This window comes from Polaromonas sp. (assembly GCF_029945685.1).
Lineage (GTDB): Bacteria > Pseudomonadota > Gammaproteobacteria > Burkholderiales > Burkholderiaceae_C > Polaromonas.
This window is the reverse complement of the sequence record NZ_JAQSDA010000006.1, coordinates 42,479-61,987: the sequence shown is the minus strand read 5'-3', so window position 1 is coordinate 61,987 and position 19,509 is coordinate 42,479. Positions and strand designations below refer to the sequence as shown.

Below are 19,509 nucleotides of genomic sequence, written 5' to 3'. Positions count from 1 at the left end.
GACCGAGGGTACCGAGATAACGCTGGAGATCTTGGGCGCCGCAAAGTACTGCCACGCCCCTCCTCCGTTGGGAGTGGTGATCGAACGAGAGATTAAGTCTATAATCTATACATCAGAAACTGCTGTCGTTTCCACGTACCTGTGTGTGACTGCACCTAACTCATTGATTTAAAAAGAATTTTCGTCGCTGGCGTCCTGTTTCTTCACTTAACTCTGAACTTACCCCAATGACCGCAACCGCGACAGAGCCGGTTTTTGTCCACCGCCTAGGCAAACACCACTTCGCACACCTTCGTGCCGTTGCAGAGGGCTTGCCGGTCACAGAGTCCGCGCTTCGGTACCTGGCCATCTACCATGGCAACCAGGCTGTGACGGCGCACCGAGAAACCGTCGACGCGGTTCGCGCAGTGGCGCGCCGGCACCGCGAAACTTCCTGGCGCCTCGTCGGCCTGGCCATCCCAGTGAGCGAACAGACCTCGCAGCCGACTCTCGCCGAGTTCGCCGAAACGACGCCGTGGGCATCTGATTTCAGCGAAGCTGAACTGTTGGAGGCCTACCAGGAACGTTATCCCACCGGTCGAAAGCCAGCCCGCCGGCTGCGACTCCGTGAAAATCTTCTTGCCACCCTGTCACGGATCGAGAAACTCGTTGTGGTGCCTCCTCAGGCCACCGATGCGCTGGCAGGCTGGTATGACCAGGACACGGCCGACCGCCTTGCTGCGATCGGCCTTGGCACGCTCGCCGACCTCAACGCGAGGATTGCAAGCGACCCGCAGTGGCACGCGGCCGCAAAGGCTATTGGATCGGTCAAGGCCGAACGGATTGAGCATCACCTTGGCGCACTGATCCCCTTGCTCCCAAAACGGTACGGAGAACCCGCGCCCCCCGCCACTCATCTCCCGGGCGCGGTTATGACACGCCCTCCCCTCCTCCCGGGTGCGCCTGCGTTTGCAGTGCCGGCAGTCCTTGGAACAAGCACTGCGGTTGAGGAACGCCCTGTGGCGCTTACGGCCGCCGGAGGCGTCAGACAACCACGGCCTCGACCCCTCGCCTTTCCGGACCCACTTACGCGTTGTTTCCTGGAAACGCCTTCTTATCGGGCCTACTCGGTGCCGCCGGATTCGTTTCTTGATGCCACCGATGATGTTGGCGCGATCTACGAATGGGTCAAAGTGGTCGTGGGGTCGACCGAGACCGCGAAAACTTACCTGCGCGAGGCGCGGCGGTTTTTGCTGTGGTTGTACTTTGAACGCGGGCTGGATTGCCTGGCTGATATCAAAGTGATCGACTGCAACGCTTACATTGATTTCCTCGGGCAAATTCCTTCGGATTACATTAGTGCATCTACCTCTCGGGCGAAGCCCGGAGAGGCGGCATGGAGGCCCTTCCGCGGCCAGCTAGATGCGTCAAGCCGCCAACAATCGATCGTTATCGTCGCAGCTATGTACACCTGGCTAGCGGCCGCCGCGTACCTCCCACGTAATCCTTGGGCAATCATCAACAAAAACGTCGTTACCAAGCGAGCAACTAAACGGGCCACGTCCAAAGCGGTAGGCGAGGACTTGTTCAAAGTGCTTCTGGATTTTATTGAGAGCCGGCCACCGTCCATGGACCGTGCGAGGATCCGCTTTATTTTTCTTTTCCTGGAGTCGGTTGGGCTACGCTCGTCCGAACTAATCGCGGCGAAGGTTAAAGACCTTTCTTATCGAGAAAACAGGTGGTTCTTAGCTGTCGTTGGTAAGGGGTCGAAAGCTCGGGACGTATCTATCGCAAAGCAGGGAATGGACGCCCTTCAGGAATATCTGGCATACCGAACACTTCCTCGAGCAGAGGATGCCGACGGGGAAACTCCGCTGGTTGCGAGCAATCGAGATTCAATGCGCCCGATTGCCTACCCCACCCTTTATGCGCATGTCAAAAGCTGGTTCAAAGCATCACTCGATTCGCCCGGCGTCAACGCGCGACAGGCTCAACTGCTGGCGGGAGCCTCCACCCATTGGCTCCGTCACACCTTCGGCAATCACTCAATGGCCAGAGGCGTACCCTCTGACGTCATCCAAGGCCAGATGGGCCACGCGAGCATAAAGACGACGCACGACACCTATGGAACGGCTCCAGAGGAACGCTTGGCCGACGAGATTGCAAAGGCATTTGGCGGTGCTGCAGCCTCACCACGCGACTGAAGCTCTCACCGACTGCCGGACACACGGAACAAGCCGCCGCAGCTCATGCAGCCATTCGATGGAACCCCGCGCGTCAACAGGGAGTTCAACCGGTTGAACCTTGCACCGCGAGCCTTCAATTTGCCGCACTCCCCTAGCCTGGTTGCCCCACTCCAAAAGGGTTCAACCGGTTGAACTCCGGACTACAGCGGGGAGGTTAGCAGTCAAATGGATTGGCAGAAAAAATCACATGCCACCTACGCTTGCTCGCTCCGATGCGGCGGCGCGATCGGATCACGCAACTGCTTTGCCGGCACTTGCGCACAGATCCAGCTGCCGTCAGTGTTCGAGTGGCGCGACAGGTTCAACCGGTTGAACTTCCTACCGCTCTGTTTGATGGGGTCGACCACTTCCCATTTGCCTTTGCGGTTCAACCGGTTGAACTGGAGAGTGCAGCGTCAGCAGCCACGCGAGTCAGATAGTCAAGATCCGTATTGGGTCTTGAACCAACCGAGCAGGCCGAAGTTCAACTGGTTGAACTTTCAGGTAGACCTTTCAGCGCCTGAGATTTGGGCGTCGTTATCTTGAACATTAGAGTGACTTTGGCAATATAAACACTCAGATCACAAATAGTGGCAAGTGATTGCTCGACATATCTGATACTCGCGCCTACAATCCAGCAGTCGTGGGCTAAGTTCTCACAAGCCGGATTATCATTTTAATTCGATATTAAGAAGGATTCGACAGTGTCAAATAACCCGCAAGCAAAAATAATCACCGTATTCAACGAAAAGGGCGGCAGCGGTAAAACGACTACGACATGCCAACTCGCCGGGACGTTGGGAATCCGCGGCTACGACGTGCTTGTCGCTGACCTCGACCCGCAGGAATCTAGTGCCAAGTGGCTGGCGCAACGCGGCGGAGTGAATTTCAAAGCAACGAGTTGGACCGGTCACCGCTATGGCGAAAACCTCAATGCGCAGCTCGAAACTCAATCCACAAAACACGAAATCATCGTCCTCGACTGCGCCCCATCAGTCGAGCAGCCTGCAACGTGGCAGGCGCTCCTGGTGAGTGATCTCGTCATCATCCCGACGAAATTGAATCCCCCGGACATCGCTGCACTTCATGCGGCCAAGCTGCTGGTGAAAAAGGCAATTGAAATGAGCGGCCGAAAGATTCCCGCTAGGGTGGTGCCGGTAGCCGCACGCATGCACATGACAGACGATCGAAAGGCCGTCGGCGACCTATTAGCTGATACGGCATTCCCAGTGCTGACGCAGCGCGGCGATCGCAAGAACAGAGAAGTCGTGTCGCTCGGCGACAGGAAAGCCTACACGCGCTCCATGCTCATCGGCGCCACAGCCCATTCGCTCCGTGGGAGTGAGGATTCGGTCCGAGAGATCGAAGAAATGGTCGACGCAATCTTGAACATCCTTGGCTTGCCCGACACGGCCGCCGCAACGGAAGGACAGTCATGAGCAAATCGAAAAGCCAAACGCCGGCAGCAAAACGGCCCAGCGTTCCAAAGGTTTCCTTGAATTTGGATTCCGCCATGTCCGAGATGGCGGCACATTCAGCCGAAAAAGCTGAGAACCGATTCGCAGTGGCGCGCGGTATCACCAGCGAGCTGCCACACGGGCTTGCGCGGCCTTCGCAGCGCGATGTCGCAGCGGTCCCGGGCGAAGGCGCAAGCGCACCTAGAAGCCTTTCCGCGCCCCCCGGCACGGTGTTCGATCCGTCGACCTGTCAGGTCGGAATGGTCTATTCAATTCCTCTCGGTCTTGTCGACCCCAATCCAGACGGCGCACGCCACTTTTACCGTGCCGCAGACGTCGACCGGATCTCAGAGTCGCTGCAGAAAAACGACCAGGACGACCCCGCAAACGGTTTCGTCAAAAACGGCCGCGTCATTCTCATCAACGGCGGAACGCGGCTGCGCGCCGCGCGAAGCGGGGGCCGGCCTGTGCTGCTCGTGCGGATCGTGGCAGAACCTGCGAACCGTCGAGAGCTCTACAAAGAGTCAGCCAGGCTCAACGACGAACGAAGCGACCACACAGCTCTCGACACCGCTTACCGTATCACTTGTCTCATCAATGACGGCGTGTACGCCACGCAAGAAGAGGCCGGCAAGGATCTGACGCAGCGCGACGGCTCACCAATGACCAAGTCTCAGGTGAACATGCTTTTCCGCATCGGCAAGATCCCGGAGCGGCTGATGAGGAAGATGGCCGACCACGAGCAAACCAGCGCCTTCACCATTGCCTACGAGATCAGTGGCATTTTTGTGCAACCAGACTTCGCCGAGAAGGAAGTCGAATATGAACTCTTGGCCAGCGAGATCATTGACGAGATCCAGACGAAGGATCTGAGCAAAACGCAGGTCCAATCGCTCATAAAGTCCAAGCTCGAAGGTCCAAAGACACGGCAACGGGCCGAGTCGAGCAACATTAGCTACTCCGGTGCGAAAGGGGTCATCAAAGTTTTCCCCTCCAGGGGCCAGCTCGACTTGAGCATGAAAGGTCTCACGCCGGCTGCGTGTGAGGAACTCAAAAGCCTGATTGAAAAGGCCTGCTCGGGCCAATACGAGTTGGGGCCCGCGTCTTAGAGAATTACGGGGAGAGCAAAGGCTGTGAGCAGTCACTCTCCCTGCAATCCCTATTTCACGCCCCAAAATTGCGCATTTGCCGGATTTGCCAAGCTGAAAATAAGCGTTTTTCTACTATTAGGTACCCGGCCATGGGGTTTCATCTTTCCAAGGGCGCAAACAAGCCTATTTTTGCCCCATGTTCGGGTACCTAACTGCCAAATTCGCCCACCTGACATGGGCCTACGCAGCGTTTCGAGCCATAGCGCCCCATAGACGGGTACCTCTGGCTATCCCATAAACGGATACCTTCACGCCGCCCCATTTGTGGATACCTACTGGCTGCCGGAGATGTGAGAGACAAGTTTGCCAACCAAAGGCGCCCTGCCACAAGCTGCAATCCCGCCTGAACTGCCCCCATAAACGGATACCTACCAAAATACCCAAAAGACGGTACCTGAAAGATGACTGCGACCGAGAGCAATCCATCAATCCGTCGCGACGGGGTCGCGTACCGGGCAACAGATGAAAACCCACTCTTGGGTACCTACACTCAACCCCACAAATGGGTACCACCGCTGGTGCCCCAAAAATGTATACCTTTGAGGGTGAGACACCACTTCATGCTGCAGATCTTCAACGCAAGATGCACCATCAAATGTCGTGAGCCTTCACGTCTACCCCACAAACGTATACCAATTTCCCGCCCACCTTCAGGTACCTTCACAATCACCCACTAATCGGTACCTAACTTAAACCCCATCAACGGGTACCTTCAAGCCCATATCCACATACCTTCAAACCCAATGCCGGTTACCAAGTCCCCATTGGCGTCTACCTTCCGCCCCATCTTCGGGTCCCCATTCACCCAGTGCCGGGTACCACACCCTCTTGGAACCCGCATGGATACTACGTTTCAGGCCTCCTAAATGTATTAAAGGTTTTAAAGTGTTCTCTTAAAAGAATACACAACAGCTGGCGTCCGACCATTTTGAAATCGAAGAGGGGAGAAAAAAAGGATTGCGCTAAAAAGGTTCCATAGGTACCATCCGAGCAACTCCTCCGAACCGGTACCCTGCATGACCAAGGTGTCAACTTCTCCGCAGAAGCAAATCGCTCTCTTTGTCCCACCAGGCAAGGAAGTACCAGACCCCTTTAGAAAACCCGTTCAGATCGTTCATGCGATGCCTCAGGTGGAACTGACAGCAACGCAGAAGAAGATGTTCAACCACTGGCTGAAAAAAGCCAACTCATCCGAACCGGACGCAGATGGATTCTGGACGGTGCGGATCGACGAGATGATGGTTGCGATCGACTTCAACTCGAAAAACCGAAAATTCCTTAAAGAATCAGCGACTGCACTGCAGCGAGTGATCTTCGCCTGGGACGTAATCACACCGGAAGCGAAGCGATCAAAGTGGAAGTCTTCGGTACCGTTTCCTGACGTCGAGATAACCAGTTCCACCATTCGCTTCCGCATCAGCGCAGAAGTTAAACCGCATGTGGTTAACCCAGAGATCTACGCGCTCGTTGATGAGGCGGTGGTAAGGAAGTATCGCCGAGTAGGCTCAATCGGAATTTATGAACACTGTGTTCGATTCCAAAAGTTGGGTACCACCGCGATTGTGCCCTGGCCAATATTCCGCGACATGATTTTGGGCAAATCCGCAGGCCGCAAAACGTACGAGCAATACAAGGTATTCAAGGCAAAGGTCCTCAACCCGTCTATCGCGGAAGTTAACGCCGAGGGAGCGATTAGCGTGGAGCTCCGGGAAACTAAAGTCGGCAAGACGGTTGAAGGGGTCTTCTTCAAGGTTACACCAGGTAGAACATCTACCGTGGTTAACCCACTCGATGAAAACGAACTTGCCCTGGTTGGGCAAATGATCAAGCTTGGCGTACTGAGCTCCGAAGCGAGGAAGCTCGTAAAGGAGTATTCCGCGGCGGATGTTCGCGGTGCGATCAACTACACCAACGAGCGAAAAAACAATAAGAAGGTCGACAAGCTCGAGAACGCCGCGGCGTATTTTCGGATGGCATTGCAGAAGAAGTGGGGAAGCAACACAGAAGTGACTGACGTCGAGCCGAAAGCTGTAGCGCTGGCACCGAACACTAAGCCTGACATCGCCGCGCTATACCGCGCCCAGCAGCTCGTGGAGGCAGAGAACTATTTCAAGGAGCTTGATGCTGATGACCAGACCGCGCTGGTGAATCGCTACAACGAGCAACAGGAGCTGAAGAGCCTGGTTCTCAAATCGAAGTCTACAAAGGCTGCACAGACAGCGTTTTATCAGTGGTTGATGCGAGATATCTGGGGAGACCCATCGCCGGATACCTTGCTTGAGTTTGCGCAAACCTTGCTCAGCAAACCCTGAGGGGCGAGGCCATAGGTTTAGGTCGTGCAGTGGGAACAATGGGCCCGGTCGTCAAAGACCAGGCCCATTTTTCAATCACCGCCGACTCCGGGTGAAACACCGGCACCACCTGCGGACTGTCGTGGCTCGATCCCGCAAAGAACCGGGCCCACTTCGTTAAGGTCACCTTGTGCTCAGCCACAAGCATCGGGCTTCCATCCACGTGCAGCTCAAAGCCGCGTTCGCTTCTCTCGACTACTTCCATGTCCGGCATGTGGAATTCCGGGTGCACATAAGTGTCGAGGGTTGAACTGGTATCTATGACCCGCACGATGTCCAGTTCGTGAACTGCGCATGACGTTTCGAGATTTTGGGTCTCGCTCAAAGTCGGCCTCATAACGCCATCATCTTGACCAGCAGCAATCCAGCCGTGCACACCGGCGTGCTCCAGGTAAGCCCTGCCGCTGGCCGGGTCGCCGTAGATCAGCCTGATGGGTCGCCGGGTCGCCGTCGCCGTCAGTAGAGCGTGCCGTACGCTTTGCTTGACGCGTGGATCAAACCACAAGCTCCGACGCCCTTCACGGCTGCACAGCAGCTTCAGCCGCCGATATTTCGCCAATGCGTTCATGGTGCCATCCTCGGACGGGGATATGAGCAGGTCGACCTTGCCGAGCATGCCGGCAATGGCATTTGCTTCCTCACGAACTGTGGAGAAATCCAACACCCGCGTTTCCCGGCCATTCGCGATGCAATAGACAAGCGCCTTCCTATCGATGTGATAAGTGAGTGACATAAAGTCCTTTTGAAAATACTCGCGTGAGCGAGGAATTGGCTGGCTGCGCGCCAGCTGGCGAGGTATGACCTGCCCGCAATGTATCACACGGTTCTCGAGCCGCCAATAGGGGAGGGGTGGCCTGCCTCGCGCTTGAGGGCTATGAAATAGTCTGCTACAGTCGAGGCGTTTAGTAGTGCCCGCGATGCCTTATTTCGCCTGGTCAGCTCGCTGACTTTCGTTCCACCTCTCTGGTGGATTTATCCCAAGCGCCTCCTGTGAAGTCCCCCATCGTGCGGGTCCGCGGGAGCGTGTTATAGCGCTATGCGCAAGGAGTTTATTTTGGTCTCTGCTACCGTATTGAAACGGGTCTTCATGTCGAATGGAAACCCGCTGACGGACCCTGATCCCTCACTGAGCCCGGCTGCCGTCAAGGACTTCTGGGCGGCCATGTACCCTGAGCTGTTGAACGCCGAAGTACAAGGTCCAGTGAACAAGGATGGTGAACTCACCTATACCTTCCACCGCACCACTGGCACAAAAGGCGCCGCCGCGAAGGGCTCGACACAAAAAGTCCGGGCAAAGCTGCCGGCGCATGTTGCGTCTTTTCTCCGCTGCCTCGAAGCCGCTGCGCCCGAGGCAAGCAAGTCCCGCAGCAAACCTGGCGGCCAACCGTCGCTCGCGGACTTGAAGCGCATTCTGCACCCGCAGGTGGGCGGCACGGCAATGACGTTGTCTTCGTTCAGCTGTCCTCTGCTGTTGTAGCGCCAATTAAAGCGCCTCACCTGCAGCAGCTTACCGTCAAGCTTCCACTCAACCCTGGGCTGGCCAGGCTGGCAGCTGCGCTTTGCAGGGTTCATCCGGAAATATTGGACTCAATGGATCTATCGGATATCGACCTTGCAAAATCCTGTGTGGAAATCGTGGACCGCTGGCAGGGGACTCTCAAGAGTTACCTTCCCCAGGACAAGTTATCCATCCACCCGGAAGTGACTGGATACAGCTCCCGTTCGGGAAACTCGCCTGAGTTTGGAGGCGACATGCTTATGGTGCAGCTGTTCATGGACTGCCCAAAGCTGATCTACATGAAGGAATTCATGGAGCGATGCACCGACAAGGCGCTTGCCCACGACGCGGCCAAAGCGATTTATCAGGTCGCCTACCTTGGCCTGGAGATCTGGACGCCCGAAGTGATCCGTGACATGTATGGATACATGAACTGGTACTGCTGCGACACGGATGCAGATGTGCTGGAGGAATTCAAGTTGAATTCTTGGGACGGCGACGAGGATGAGGCTGAAGCCTCGTTCAAACCCTCAGACTTTCCAGGTGTGCTTCCTTCCGCGTGGGATGCCAACATGAGCGAGCTGGGCTACAAGCCACTGGGGAGGAAGCCGGTAATCTCGAAGCGGAAACTCCGCGACTCGATCAAACACCGGTCACCACTTGAAGCGGAACTTGCCAAGGCGATACTCGAAGTCCGTCAGGTCATAGAGCGCGGTCACGTCAAGAGTTCCGACGAAGAGCGGTACTCATGTGTTGAGGCTTGCTTTATTTTCCTTTGGGATGAGGAAAGCGCGCAGCTCCGGCACGCACTCGACGAGGTTGTGGAAGATCGCTACAACTCCGGCGAGGGCCGCGAGTCAGTGCTACAGGTTGCAGTGCGGGCAGATTCAGAACCGCAGCAAGTGGAGGATGATGTTCGAGCCGTGGAGCACCTGTTGGCGACGCAAGTTGCCGTGGGGAGGCTCTACGAAGCAATGAGCAAGTTTGTCACTTGAAATCCATACCCAGATCCACCCGCGTAAAACCGGGTGGATTTTTTTTTGCTTGAACGACTGGCATCTCGTGTGCAATAATTCAAGCACCTTATGGGTCCGAGCTGACGGATTTTCAGACTACGCCGAAAGGCATTCATTCGCCGCACACCGGCGCTATTACTATGCAAAATTCAATTAGTGGCATTGCCAGTACGCAGAACCACGTTCCGCGCAGTGCAATCGTGTTCTATGGAACCGATGGTCAAGAAGAAGCGACCACCTTTGCAACACACCATGTCGTTCGCAAGATCGACTCGGGATTTAAGCTGGCGCCAGGCGTCACTCTGACTTCCAAAAACCTCAAGTTGCTCGCCCAGCAGGCCCACCAGGGGCTGAAGCAGGACTTCGAGGTGATTCCGGCCAACGTGCTGGTTGCAAACGACTCACTGCTTGCCTGGTGGATGCCTGAAGGTGTTCAACTCATGAGCTTCGACGTGAGCATGCACAACACTCCCGGCAAATCGCGGCTTCAGGGTCTGACCGGAAAGGTCCCGACGCCGGCGCTTGTGTTTGCAATCCGGCGCAACCGTGCCACTGGAGGGGCGTTCCAGGGCCTCTATGTGTATGCGTTGGAGAAAAACCAGCGCCCAACGACTGAGACATTGCTGTTTCGCGCGCCACTGCTGAACGTGGGAGAGAACGGCGATGTTTGCTGGGGAGACGGGGTCAAGCCATCCGGCAAGACTGTGAAAGACATTCCTGCCTGGCAGGCTCTGTTTTTCAGCAGCGTCTTCACCCATTACAACGGCTCCGTCCCAATTGTTGGCAAGGATCCCTACGCGTTTATCGCTGACTTGGTCGAAGCCGGAGCGAAGACGTTTCCGGTTAAATCGCTCAAGCCGATGAAAAAGTCGCTTGGAGTGACCTTGAGCGCCCTGGGAGAAAACTGATGGACGCAATCATCCAGAGCCAGTTCCCTACGGTACTTGCCCCGCGCTTCGCGGCGCTGGGTCCGATGGAGGGGACGGGAGACCGGTTCATCCTCACGGCGAACCGGGTTCTCATGGAAGTTTCGCGGCCTTGGCTGCACGCTGTCCAGCCGATCTCTGCACTCTTTGCACGGCCCACACCATACGGTGAAGGCCCGAAGCCCGGGATCAACCTGCGCTGCGGTCCAGTACCGAAAGCCATGTTGGACCGGTTTGTTCAGCAAGCCCGGGCGGCCACTCCGATGGAAACAGCGGCGTGGATCGTGTGGGACGCAGAGGCAAGGGAATTCCAGTACCTTCCGCTGGCCAACATTTCGGTGTCGGCTGGGCACGTCAAATTTGAAAGGCCACCGCTGCCCGATGGTGTTCACCTTGTGATGGACATCCACTCGCATGGAGAGCTTGGGGCCTTTTTCTCGCCGCAGGACGATGCAGACGATGCAGACCAGCTGTGCCTATCAGCCGTGCTGGGGCGTGTTTCGGAAGCGACGCCGCAGTTTGTGAGTCGGCTGTCAATGCTGGGCATCGCGGTTAACCTGGTGGAGGTGATTTGATGGAACATGTCATCAATCCACGCCTCCTGCAGAAGACGATCTCGGTCGCTCTCGTTGGGGCCGGTGGAACAGGCTCTCAGGTCGTTACGGCCTTGGCGCAAATGCACTATGCGTTGGTCAAGCTTGGCCACCCCGGCGGACTCAGCGTCACTGTCTACGACGATGATCGAGTGAGCGAGTCGAACATAGGTCGCCAGTGGTTCTTCCCGGCGGATCTAGGTCAATTCAAGTCTGATGTTCTCGTCCAAAGAGTGAACATGACGATGGGTACCGACTGGACCTCGTGTCCGGACAAGGTGGCCATGTCAGATACGCTGGCCTTTGACATCGTGATCGGCGCGGTCGATACCAGAAAGGCCCGGCTGAGCATCATGCGGGCCATGGAGCGGGGCCCGAGCGGGTCCTACTACCTGGACTTCGGAAACAGGGCGAAAGACGGCCAGGCCATCCTTGGCCAAGTCGTCGGCGGCAACCGGAAGACCAATGGGGGTACGTTACCCCACGTCGGGGAGCTTTTCCCCGAGGTGATGGATCCGCAGGTGGTCGATCCCGATGAGGGGCCTAGCTGCTCCCTTGCAGAGGCCCTGGCCCGCCAGAGCCTGTTCATCAACAGGACGCTGGTAAGCCACGGGATGGCCATGCTGTGGGACTTGCTGCGGCACCACAAGATCAGCTTCCACGGGGTGTTCGTAAATCTCGAGACTGGTCGCTGCACCTCGCTGCCGGTGTGCGAGAAAGCATGGGCGCGGTTCGGGTATGGCGATGCGAAGAAGCATATCCGGCTGCGCGCTAACAAGCCGGCACCGCAGGGACGTAATTCCAAGCGAGTGACAAGAGCTTAAAAAAAAGATTGGGGGAGGTGCGTAATGCACCTCCCCCTTTTCTTGGAAACGTGGTAAATTCCACTTCATCGCGAAAGCGGTCGTGTGCGGCGCCACTCGTCAATAGTCCCGCCCTGATTCAACGGCGCTCTGCCATTGATACCCTCCGTTCCAGTTTCCCCTGCCTGAGTGAAATTCGCCTTGTGTCTTGCAATAGGACCCAATGCTAAATTTTCTCTCCAGCGAAAGCCGGTGACGATAGCTGTGCGTGAACAGCCTGTGCAGATGCCTAAACAGCGTTTGCTTTTAATCCTCGTCGTGAAAGCGATGAGTTTTTCACCAACATTGTTGGTAGCTCTAGGAGTATTTTGATGAAAACTATCATCGTGTTGGCCCTGATCGCGTTCGTTTCGGTTTCGGCTTTCAAAAGCGTTTCGGTTTCTTCGGCTAACAGCCACAGTTCCCGCGCCGCGAACATTGAAGCTGCTCTGGAACAAGCAAAGTAAGCGTCACTGTCGAATAGGCCTCACGGCTTACCTCGCCAATTTTTTCAACCCCGCTGGGAGTCATCCTCCCTTCTGGAGTGGTGCCCCTTTTTTCCCCCAAAGATCGGAAGCATCATGAACATCGATTTCAACCAACTGGCTCTCACCAGCCACTTTCAAGCAACTGCCCAGCACAAAATTCGTGCAACGGCAATCGAGAAAGCCGCCCGCAAAACGCCGGGCCTTGTGGCAGGGATGTACGCAGCCCAGCCGCGCTGGATCCACGAGCTCCCTTTGGGGCAAGTGGCCCAGGTTGCAGAAGAACTCTGCGAAGCAGGTTTCAGCGAAGTCGTCCGCGACCTCTCTGAGAATCGTGCCATCAGCAAAGACTACCGCGAGGTGCTTGCTGCTGTGGCAGAAGGCGAGACCGTCATCATTTGACGATGGTCTGGAATTGTTCAAGCGCTTCGGCGCTTGAACAAGCCTCTTTGCGCGATGAGTATTTCTTGATGAACACGATGTTTTCATCCAAAAGTATTCGATACAAGAATTCGGGAAGATGGCATAGCTGGCGCCACCCGATTTTGAAGTCCAGCCTGACCTACTACTCGTAGGAGTACCCGTGACGAAGCCGCAACTATTGCCGGCCTCGCTCACTCAGCAAGCATTCTCATTCCACGCGGATGACGAAGAGGTGCTAAACGTAATCGAAGAGCAACAGCGACGAAGACTCGCGTATGTTCTCGACCACACAAACCTCAAACCGCTTCACCTCGAAATTCTCAAACGGCCAATCTTCACCCCAAAGGGTGAAAAGCTGCTCAGGGAGATCGAGGAACAGAAAACCGCACAAGTCGAAATCGAGTTCGTTGTCACCAACGAACCGAGTTTGAATGACAAAGCGGCGGACATCGAAGCGTTGATCGTCAACCCTTTCAAATTCGTTGCCTGTTTCTTTGAAACGGTACTTGAATGCCTTGCTGACGTGGGTGGGGTCGATGAAAAGATCGACACACTCGAATGGATGTTTCTCGAAGATCGAAGTCTCTACGCCTGGCCACCGCCTACGAAGGACATGATCTCCGGCGTTAAGCAGACCTCATTCCCGTTCACCTGGTGCTGCAAGATTTTGGGTTACGACCCAGATGAACTGCGTGCCGGCGTGAATGCCTCCCTGACGACACTCCTTCGCGAAACCGAAGCCAAGATCAAGTCAGGGGAATACCAATCTTTCCGTCGCAACGCGATAGCCTCGGCTGTCGATTGCGCCAACAAAAGGAGCACCAATGAGTGCTGAAACAATGATCGCTCCAGAGGAAACTCCGGCTGCGGAACAACAGGTCGCGCAACCGGCCTTCATGACCTACAAGGCGTCGGACGTCTTTCCGGTCCCCTTCGGGCACCCGATCACAGGTTTTGACAAGCCGTGGGATACGCCCACCATCAAGACACCTCGGGGTGACAAAAACTATGTTTGGGATCCGGAGCTCATCAAAACGATGGTGCTGTTTTGGTTCTCGGGCGACACCTGCCTGAAGCTGATTGGCCATACCGGCACCGGCAAGACCGAGGCGGTGTTCAGTTTCCACGCGGCACTCAACTTGCCGCTCATCACCTTGGGTGCAAACCCACAGTTGAGCAGCCGTGACGTTATCGGGGGATTCTTCCCCGGTCCGAACGGCGTCTATTGGCGTGATGGCCCTGTCACCATGGCCGCACGAAATGGAATGTCAGTGCTCGTCGACGAGTACAACGTCCTCGACCCTGGGGAAGCGACCGGGTTGAACGCCTTCCTCGAGGGGCGTCAGTACACCATTCCCGAGACAGGCGAGACGATTGTCCCAGCGCCCGGGTTTCGGGTGTTTGTGACCATCAATCCGAAGACCGCCGGCTATAACGGACGGCAGAACCAGGATCTGGCCAACGACGACCGATTTGTCGATGTCCTCACAAAGTATCCTGACCAGGATGTGGAAGTGGACGTCATCAAAAAGTCTTTGGCCGCGCCCAACCTCAACGCCGGCGAGATCGAGAATATCGCCATTGCCGTAGCGCAGGGAGCTGCCGCGGTTCGTAAAGCCTACATGGGCGAAAACGACAACGCGGGCGCACTCCCGTGCACGATGTCCGTGCGGTGTTCCGCTCGGATGGCGAAATGGACCGTCTTGTACGCACGCGCCTATCAGCAGGGCAACGCCCCGCTGCAGCCGCTGTACATGGCGCTGGACACGGTTCTCGCGAACCGCCAACGCCCCGAGGTACGGTCGGCCCTCCACGAGGCGTTCCGGCTGGCTACGGGCATCACACCTGAAAACACGCAACCATGACCACAAAGTCACTTTCGATTGGTCTTACGACCACGTCAGCATTCTTCGAAATGCTGTTCCGGGTCGCCGCATTTGCGGTGGGCCCGGTTATCGCTCACATCACGAAAGTGAATGAGCGCAAGCTGATCCTTCGGTCCGCTAGCCCGTCAAAGGCGTACACAGACTTCTCGGCGTATCGGGAGGCCGATATCACCTCGCGTCCCATCGTGGACAGTCGAGGGCGCGTGTTGGCCCAGATCAAACTGTGGCTGTACCTGGACACCAGGATGGTCTATCGCGAGGTCACCTTTTTGAACCCGCTCCTGCGGACATCTGTCGGCTTGAGCCGAGTCCCGTTCGCTCCCCTGAAAATGGGATCAGGCGACACACCGGCCACGATGATGGAAGTCAGCGTCCGGGACTTTGAGTCCTGGCTGCGCAACCGCACCGCTGGCACGCAATTCGGAATTCAGGCGGCGCGCAGCGCGGCTTCAAAGCCTGCCGCCCCCAAGGTGGTCTCGACGATGCCCCCGGTGGCAACCGTGGCCCCTCCAAAGGCCCCGGAGACGCCGAAACCTGCCCAAGCTGCCCAGCAGGCGGTACCGGCCGTCAAACCTGCAGCGCCCGCTGCTCCTAAAACGCCCCGGCCGCGGCCGGTCGTCGAAGAAGAGGTGCGTGGAATCCTCGTGAAATACGGGATGGAGCCGCGAACGATCGGCGATCGGACCTTCGATCAGTATTGCGTCGACCTCGAGTTGATTGACAAGCCGAACGAAGGAAAGCCTCACCGTGTGTGGGGCACCGACCTCGAGCGGGGGATCGTGGAATCGATGTGCCGAATTGGCGACAAGTTGGCTATTCAAAGTCACGGAAGCCTTCCGACAAGCAACCCGACTGGCGGTCGTTCGCAGAAGAACTGCTTCACCATTCTGGTGCTGCCATGATCAACGTTCTCGTCATGGAAGGGGAACTGACTGAAAAGCCGGTTCTTCTTGAAGGCAAGAAGGGTGTCGTGTGCGAGTTCAACATCGCACACAGTGTGTTGTCAGGCGATGAGCCTGGCCGCTCCATGTGGCGCTGCCGCGCCGAGGGCGCTCTTGCCGAGTCGGTTGCAGAGCGCGGCGCGAAGACGCAACGGGTCACCGTGAAGGGGACTCTCGTGCAGGAAATCGTCATGTCTGGCGAGCAGCAACTGGCGGTGGTCAAGATTCTGGTGCAGGACATCAGCTTCGGCCAAGTGAAGCGTCCATAGCATGGGCGGTTCGTTTTCCACCATGGTTGACTCGTCGAACCTCCATTCGGTGGTTTATGACAGCCTTGCACGGTGCCTGCTGGTGAAGTTCAACAGCAAGGCTTGTTATAAATACCTCAAAGTGCCAATTGGCGTCGCGAGGTCCTTGGTAGCTGCAGGCTGCCGCCGGCAGCTACCTCAATCGGGCGGTCAAGGGCACTTTTGAGGTGCAGACCATCACCGAGTCATTTTTCAAGGAAGAATTTGATCGACTAAGCCGCACCGTCAATGTTGTGGCTATCAATTGGGCTCTCGTCGCTGGCGATGGGAGCATCCCGGTTTTTCCGCGGTAACGGAGGGGAGGGGGTAACCCCTTTCCTCTGGACTTAAAACGAGTCCAGAGGAAAGGAATTTCACCGAAAACCGGCATGGTTGCAAAGCCTTGCCAGATTGACTAAAATTCATGCAGCTGCCACCAACGTGTGTAGCCAAGTCGAAAGACTGCCCTTTAGCGCCCCTGCGCTCTCGTATCCGAAAACCACACAGCCCACTCATCAAGAGACGTTCGCCGAGCGCTTCTCGCTGAGTGTTGTGCAGTCATGCACTCCAAAGCTGATGTTTTCAGCCAAACGCAATGGTTTCACCAGAGCGTCCTCGGGACAACTGAGTTCGCTGCGGCGAAGTTCAGTGTTCCACCACATTTTTCAAAGGAGATAGTTATGAAGTCAGAGCCTTCTATGAGAGTTCTGCAGGTCGCCGCCATGGCGCCACAGCAAGTGTCGATTGACGTCCTGCTGGAGAAATACGCGAAGGGCGATGAGTCCACTGAGACAGAGATCTTCGCGCGCGTGGCCAAGGGTGTTGCCCAGGCCGAGCAACCGGAGTTGCGCGAGAAGTTTGAGCGCGTGTTCTTCGAGAACATGATGCGCGGCGCCATTGGCGCTGGACGGATCATGTCTGCGGCCGGTACCGGCATAAAAGCGACCCTGGCGAATTGTTTTGTGCAGCCTGTAGGTGACGCGATTCAAGGTGTTGACGCAGAGGGATACCCTGGCATTTATGAGGCCCTTCGTGAAGCGGCCGAGACGATGCGTCGCGGTGGCGGTGTTGGCTACGACTTTTCCAGAATCCGCCCGCGCGGATCGGTGGTCAAGGGAACAGCCAGTTCCGCGTCTGGTCCATGCTCGTACATCGACGTGTTCGATGCGTCATGCAAAACCGTGGAGAGCGCGGGGGCGCGACGTGGTGCTCAGATGGGTGTGATGAAGATCAGCCACCCGGACATTCTGGAGTTCATCACCGCAAAGCGCGAAGTCGGTCGTTGGAACAACTTCAACGTTTCCGTAGGTATCGTCGGTGGCTTCATGGCCGCCGTCGAAGCCAACGAAATGTGGCCCTTGGTTCACAAGGCAGAGCCATCTGCTGAACAGCAGCGTGCCGGCGCCTATTTGCGCGAGTCCGATGGACTTTGGGTCTATCGTGAAATTCCAGCTGTCGAGATCTGGGACGCTGTGATGAAGTCGTGCTACGACTTCGCGGAACCAGGAATTGTTTTTCTGGACCTTATGAACCTCGATAACAACTTGGGCTACGCCGAGACCATCGAGGCTACGAATCCTTGCGCGGAACAGCCGTTGCCTCCGTACGGTTGCTGTGACCTGGGACCGATCATCTTGCCCAAGTTCGTCAGCGATGCATTTACTGCGAAGGCAGCATTCGACGACGAAGGCTTCAAGGTTGCGGTGAAGGTGCAAGTGAGGCTGCTGGACAACGTGCTCAGCGTCACTCATTGGCCGCTCGAGCAGCAGCGCAAAGAGTCGGAAGCCAAACGCCGCATCGGCGTGGGGTTCACTGGTCTGGGCGACATGCTCGCAATGCTCGGGATTCGCTACAACTCGACGGAAGGAGTCGAGTTCTCCAGGCACATTGCCATCATGATGCGCGATGCTGCCTACGAGGCGTCCGTTGACCTGGCGATTGAAAAGGGGCCATTCCCCTTGTTTGATGCGGAGAAGTACCTGAAAGAGGGAACGTTCGCGTCGAGGCTGCCAAAGGCGCTCAAGGGCAGGATCCATCGCCACGGCATTCGGAACAGCCACTTGCTGTCGATCGCGCCCACCGGTACCGTGAGCCTTGCGTTTGCGGACAATGCCTCCAATGGCATTGAGCCTCCTTTTGCGCTTGCCTACACGCGCAAGAAACGCGTTGGAGACGGTCACGTCAACTACAGCGTCGTGGATCATGCGTTTCGGGTTTTCCTCGAGACCGTGTGTAGCCCGGAGCTTCGTGCGCCTTTGCTGGATGCTGTTAGCGGCTATCAGCCGAGCTTCGAAGTGGCCGGGAGAACTTACCTCGTGAAGGATTGCATCCCGCCGTCGATCGTGACGGCGCAGGAGATGACGGCAGCGGAACATTTGGCTGTTATGGCGGCAGTGCAGCCATTCATCGATACGGCGATCTCCAAGACGGTAAACGTGCCGGAGGACTATCCGTACGACGATTTCAAGAACCTGTACATGCAGGCTTGGAAAGCAAACTTGAAGGGACTGGCGACGTACAGGCCCAACAAGACCCTGGGAGCAGTTCTGAGCGTCGGCGCGGCCGCGCCAGAGGCCAAGGCAGCAGAAGTCAAAGAAGTCGACCCGTTGAAGGTGATCTTTGAACGGCGCCCGGACGGAGACCTGGATGCGGTGAACAGCCGGATCCACTACATCACCGAATCCGGCACCAAGTCGATGTACCTGTCCGTGTCCTTCGCGAAGGTACCTGGCGTGGTGGATGGAAAGAACGTGTTGGTCGAAAGGCCCATGGAAATTTTTATCCCGAGCAGCCAGAGCGACGTGCCGCAGGAGTGGATTTCATCCTTTGCGCGCCAGCTGTCGCTGAATGCGCGTAGTGGCCAGCTGGGAAAAGCCCTGCAGGACGCACGCCAGGTCAAATCGGACCGCGGGCGGGTGAGGTACGGGGTCTTCGAAAAGGCGGACGGTGGCAAAGTCCCACGGTTCCACGACTCGGAGGTCGGGGCCCTCGCTTACGCGATACAGCAGATCCTTTTCAATAGGGGATTTCTGGACGCTGATGGCAACCAGGTTCCTCTGCGGGATTTGCTGAAATTGGCTGCGCCGGCCGTTGAAGAGGTAGCTGCAGCGACCAGCGCTGACGAAGCCGCGGCACCAGCAATGGTGTTCAACGCGATCACGCCGGGCAAGAAGTGTGGTGAATGCGGAGCCTATGCCGTAATACGGTCGGACGGCTGCGAACGCTGTACTTCATGCCAGTCGATAGGGGCATGCGGCTAAATCGCGGTGCGGCGGTCAGAAAGATCGCCAAATTTGCGCCGAGTGACAAGCTGTGAGTCCTAGATCCCCCGTGTGCCGAAAGGCCCCTGGGGATTTTTTTGCCCCTGGCCAGCGGCACCTATTTGTCACTGTACCTGCGGGGAATTCTCTGCCATAATCGTTCAACGAGGCAGCTCCCCTTTAACGGAG

General features: G+C 56.7%; 18 protein-coding genes. 17 read left to right on the top strand and 1 reads right to left on the bottom strand.

The annotated features are described in order from the left end of the window. Nucleotides 1-227 precede the first annotated feature (227 nt). The 4 genes from PSV26_RS02760 (at nt 228) to PSV26_RS02745 (ending at nt 7,124) form a co-directional block, all read left to right on the top strand. Nucleotides 228-2,183, top strand: coding sequence for a tyrosine-type recombinase/integrase (locus PSV26_RS02760; RefSeq protein ID WP_300567420.1), 1,956 nt, complete (start codon nt 228-230; stop codon nt 2,181-2,183). Nucleotides 2,184-2,908: 725 nt separating this feature from the next. Continuing rightward, nucleotides 2,909-3,643, top strand: a complete 735-nt coding sequence (locus PSV26_RS02755) for a ParA family protein (protein ID WP_300567418.1) — start codon at nt 2,909-2,911, stop codon at nt 3,641-3,643. Continuing rightward, nucleotides 3,640-4,770: a ParB/RepB/Spo0J family partition protein gene (locus tag PSV26_RS02750; protein ID WP_300567415.1), complete on the top strand. Its 1,131-nt coding sequence runs from the start codon at nt 3,640-3,642 to the stop codon at nt 4,768-4,770. Before PSV26_RS02755 ends, PSV26_RS02750 begins: the two co-directional genes overlap by 4 nt. 1,058 nt (nt 4,771-5,828) lie before the next feature. Further along, nucleotides 5,829-7,124: a RepB family plasmid replication initiator protein gene (locus PSV26_RS02745; RefSeq protein ID WP_300567412.1), complete on the top strand. Its 1,296-nt coding sequence runs from the start codon at nt 5,829-5,831 to the stop codon at nt 7,122-7,124. On the opposite strand, the gene PSV26_RS02740 is transcribed toward PSV26_RS02745, so the two are convergent. Further along, nucleotides 7,111-7,896 carry a hypothetical protein gene (locus tag PSV26_RS02740; RefSeq protein ID WP_300567409.1) on the bottom strand — a complete coding sequence of 262 codons (786 nt, stop codon included), beginning with the start codon at nt 7,894-7,896 and terminating at the stop codon, nt 7,111-7,113. The two genes, PSV26_RS02745 and PSV26_RS02740, sit on opposite strands and share 14 nt — an antisense overlap. A 303-nt stretch (nt 7,897-8,199) precedes the next feature. Between PSV26_RS02740 and PSV26_RS02735 the strand changes: the two genes are divergently transcribed. The 13 genes from PSV26_RS02735 to PSV26_RS02680 all read left to right on the top strand — a co-directional run bounded on the left by PSV26_RS02735 (nt 8,200) and on the right by PSV26_RS02680 (nt 19,320). Then, complete coding sequence (locus PSV26_RS02735) at nt 8,200-8,640, top strand: PRTRC system protein C (RefSeq protein ID WP_300567406.1); 441 nt, start codon at nt 8,200-8,202, stop codon at nt 8,638-8,640. Nucleotides 8,641-8,645: 5 nt separating this feature from the next. Then, on the top strand, nt 8,646-9,656 hold the full coding sequence (locus PSV26_RS02730; RefSeq protein ID WP_366945963.1) for a hypothetical protein: 1,011 nt from the start codon (nt 8,646-8,648) through the stop codon (nt 9,654-9,656). A gap of 161 nt (nt 9,657-9,817) precedes the next feature. Then, nucleotides 9,818-10,585 carry a PRTRC system protein B gene (locus tag PSV26_RS02725; protein ID WP_300567403.1) on the top strand — a complete coding sequence of 256 codons (768 nt, stop codon included), beginning with the start codon at nt 9,818-9,820 and terminating at the stop codon, nt 10,583-10,585. Next, complete coding sequence (locus PSV26_RS02720; RefSeq protein ID WP_300567400.1) at nt 10,585-11,178, top strand: PRTRC system protein A; 594 nt, start codon at nt 10,585-10,587, stop codon at nt 11,176-11,178. The genes PSV26_RS02725 and PSV26_RS02720 overlap by 1 nt, the downstream gene beginning before the upstream one ends. Further along, complete coding sequence (locus PSV26_RS02715) at nt 11,178-12,020, top strand: PRTRC system ThiF family protein (RefSeq protein WP_300567397.1); 843 nt, start codon at nt 11,178-11,180, stop codon at nt 12,018-12,020. The genes PSV26_RS02720 and PSV26_RS02715 overlap by 1 nt, the downstream gene beginning before the upstream one ends. Nucleotides 12,021-12,370: 350 nt before the next feature. Next, nucleotides 12,371-12,505: a hypothetical protein gene (locus PSV26_RS02710; protein WP_300567394.1), complete on the top strand. Its 135-nt coding sequence runs from the start codon at nt 12,371-12,373 to the stop codon at nt 12,503-12,505. A gap of 114 nt (nt 12,506-12,619) precedes the next feature. Then, nucleotides 12,620-12,925 carry a hypothetical protein gene (locus PSV26_RS02705; protein ID WP_300567391.1) on the top strand — a complete coding sequence of 102 codons (306 nt, stop codon included), beginning with the start codon at nt 12,620-12,622 and terminating at the stop codon, nt 12,923-12,925. Nucleotides 12,926-13,106: 181 nt separating this feature from the next. Further along, nucleotides 13,107-13,781 (top strand): hypothetical protein, encoded by a 675-nt coding sequence (locus PSV26_RS02700; protein ID WP_300567389.1) that lies wholly within the window; start codon nt 13,107-13,109, stop codon nt 13,779-13,781. Continuing rightward, on the top strand, nt 13,771-14,811 hold the full coding sequence (locus PSV26_RS02695; RefSeq protein WP_300567386.1) for a MoxR family ATPase: 1,041 nt from the start codon (nt 13,771-13,773) through the stop codon (nt 14,809-14,811). The genes PSV26_RS02700 and PSV26_RS02695 overlap by 11 nt, the downstream gene beginning before the upstream one ends. Then, on the top strand, nt 14,808-15,734 hold the full coding sequence (locus tag PSV26_RS02690) for a hypothetical protein (protein ID WP_300567384.1): 927 nt from the start codon (nt 14,808-14,810) through the stop codon (nt 15,732-15,734). The genes PSV26_RS02695 and PSV26_RS02690 overlap by 4 nt, the downstream gene beginning before the upstream one ends. Further along, entirely contained in the window at nt 15,731-16,042 is a 312-nt protein-coding gene (locus PSV26_RS02685; protein ID WP_300567381.1) for a single-stranded DNA-binding protein, read from the top strand. Before PSV26_RS02690 ends, PSV26_RS02685 begins: the two co-directional genes overlap by 4 nt. Before the next feature lies 1 nt (nt 16,043). Then, complete coding sequence (locus tag PSV26_RS22630) at nt 16,044-16,247, top strand: KTSC domain-containing protein (RefSeq protein WP_366945956.1); 204 nt, start codon at nt 16,044-16,046, stop codon at nt 16,245-16,247. 493 nt (nt 16,248-16,740) lie between these two features. Beyond that, nucleotides 16,741-19,320 carry an adenosylcobalamin-dependent ribonucleoside-diphosphate reductase gene (locus PSV26_RS02680; protein WP_300567379.1) on the top strand — a complete coding sequence of 860 codons (2,580 nt, stop codon included), beginning with the start codon at nt 16,741-16,743 and terminating at the stop codon, nt 19,318-19,320. Nucleotides 19,321-19,509 lie beyond the last annotated feature (189 nt).

Coding starts and splice junctions, on each gene's coding strand:
- PSV26_RS02680 (WP_300567379.1), top strand. CDS start 16,741: ATGAAGTCAGAGCCTTCTATGAGAGTTCTGCAGGTCGCCGCCATGGCG.
- PSV26_RS02760 (WP_300567420.1), top strand. CDS start 228: ATGACCGCAACCGCGACAGAGCCGGTTTTTGTCCACCGCCTAGGCAAA.
- PSV26_RS22630 (WP_366945956.1), top strand. CDS start 16,044: ATGGGCGGTTCGTTTTCCACCATGGTTGACTCGTCGAACCTCCATTCG.
- PSV26_RS02720 (WP_300567400.1), top strand. CDS start 10,585: ATGGACGCAATCATCCAGAGCCAGTTCCCTACGGTACTTGCCCCGCGC.
- PSV26_RS02750 (WP_300567415.1), top strand. CDS start 3,640: ATGAGCAAATCGAAAAGCCAAACGCCGGCAGCAAAACGGCCCAGCGTT.
- PSV26_RS02715 (WP_300567397.1), top strand. CDS start 11,178: ATGGAACATGTCATCAATCCACGCCTCCTGCAGAAGACGATCTCGGTC.
- PSV26_RS02705 (WP_300567391.1), top strand. CDS start 12,620: ATGAACATCGATTTCAACCAACTGGCTCTCACCAGCCACTTTCAAGCA.
- PSV26_RS02690 (WP_300567384.1), top strand. CDS start 14,808: ATGACCACAAAGTCACTTTCGATTGGTCTTACGACCACGTCAGCATTC.
- PSV26_RS02735 (WP_300567406.1), top strand. CDS start 8,200: ATGCGCAAGGAGTTTATTTTGGTCTCTGCTACCGTATTGAAACGGGTC.
- PSV26_RS02710 (WP_300567394.1), top strand. CDS start 12,371: ATGAAAACTATCATCGTGTTGGCCCTGATCGCGTTCGTTTCGGTTTCG.
- PSV26_RS02740 (WP_300567409.1), bottom strand. CDS start 7,896: ATGTCACTCACTTATCACATCGATAGGAAGGCGCTTGTCTATTGCATC.
- PSV26_RS02745 (WP_300567412.1), top strand. CDS start 5,829: ATGACCAAGGTGTCAACTTCTCCGCAGAAGCAAATCGCTCTCTTTGTC.
- PSV26_RS02695 (WP_300567386.1), top strand. CDS start 13,771: ATGAGTGCTGAAACAATGATCGCTCCAGAGGAAACTCCGGCTGCGGAA.
- PSV26_RS02685 (WP_300567381.1), top strand. CDS start 15,731: ATGATCAACGTTCTCGTCATGGAAGGGGAACTGACTGAAAAGCCGGTT.
- PSV26_RS02725 (WP_300567403.1), top strand. CDS start 9,818: ATGCAAAATTCAATTAGTGGCATTGCCAGTACGCAGAACCACGTTCCG.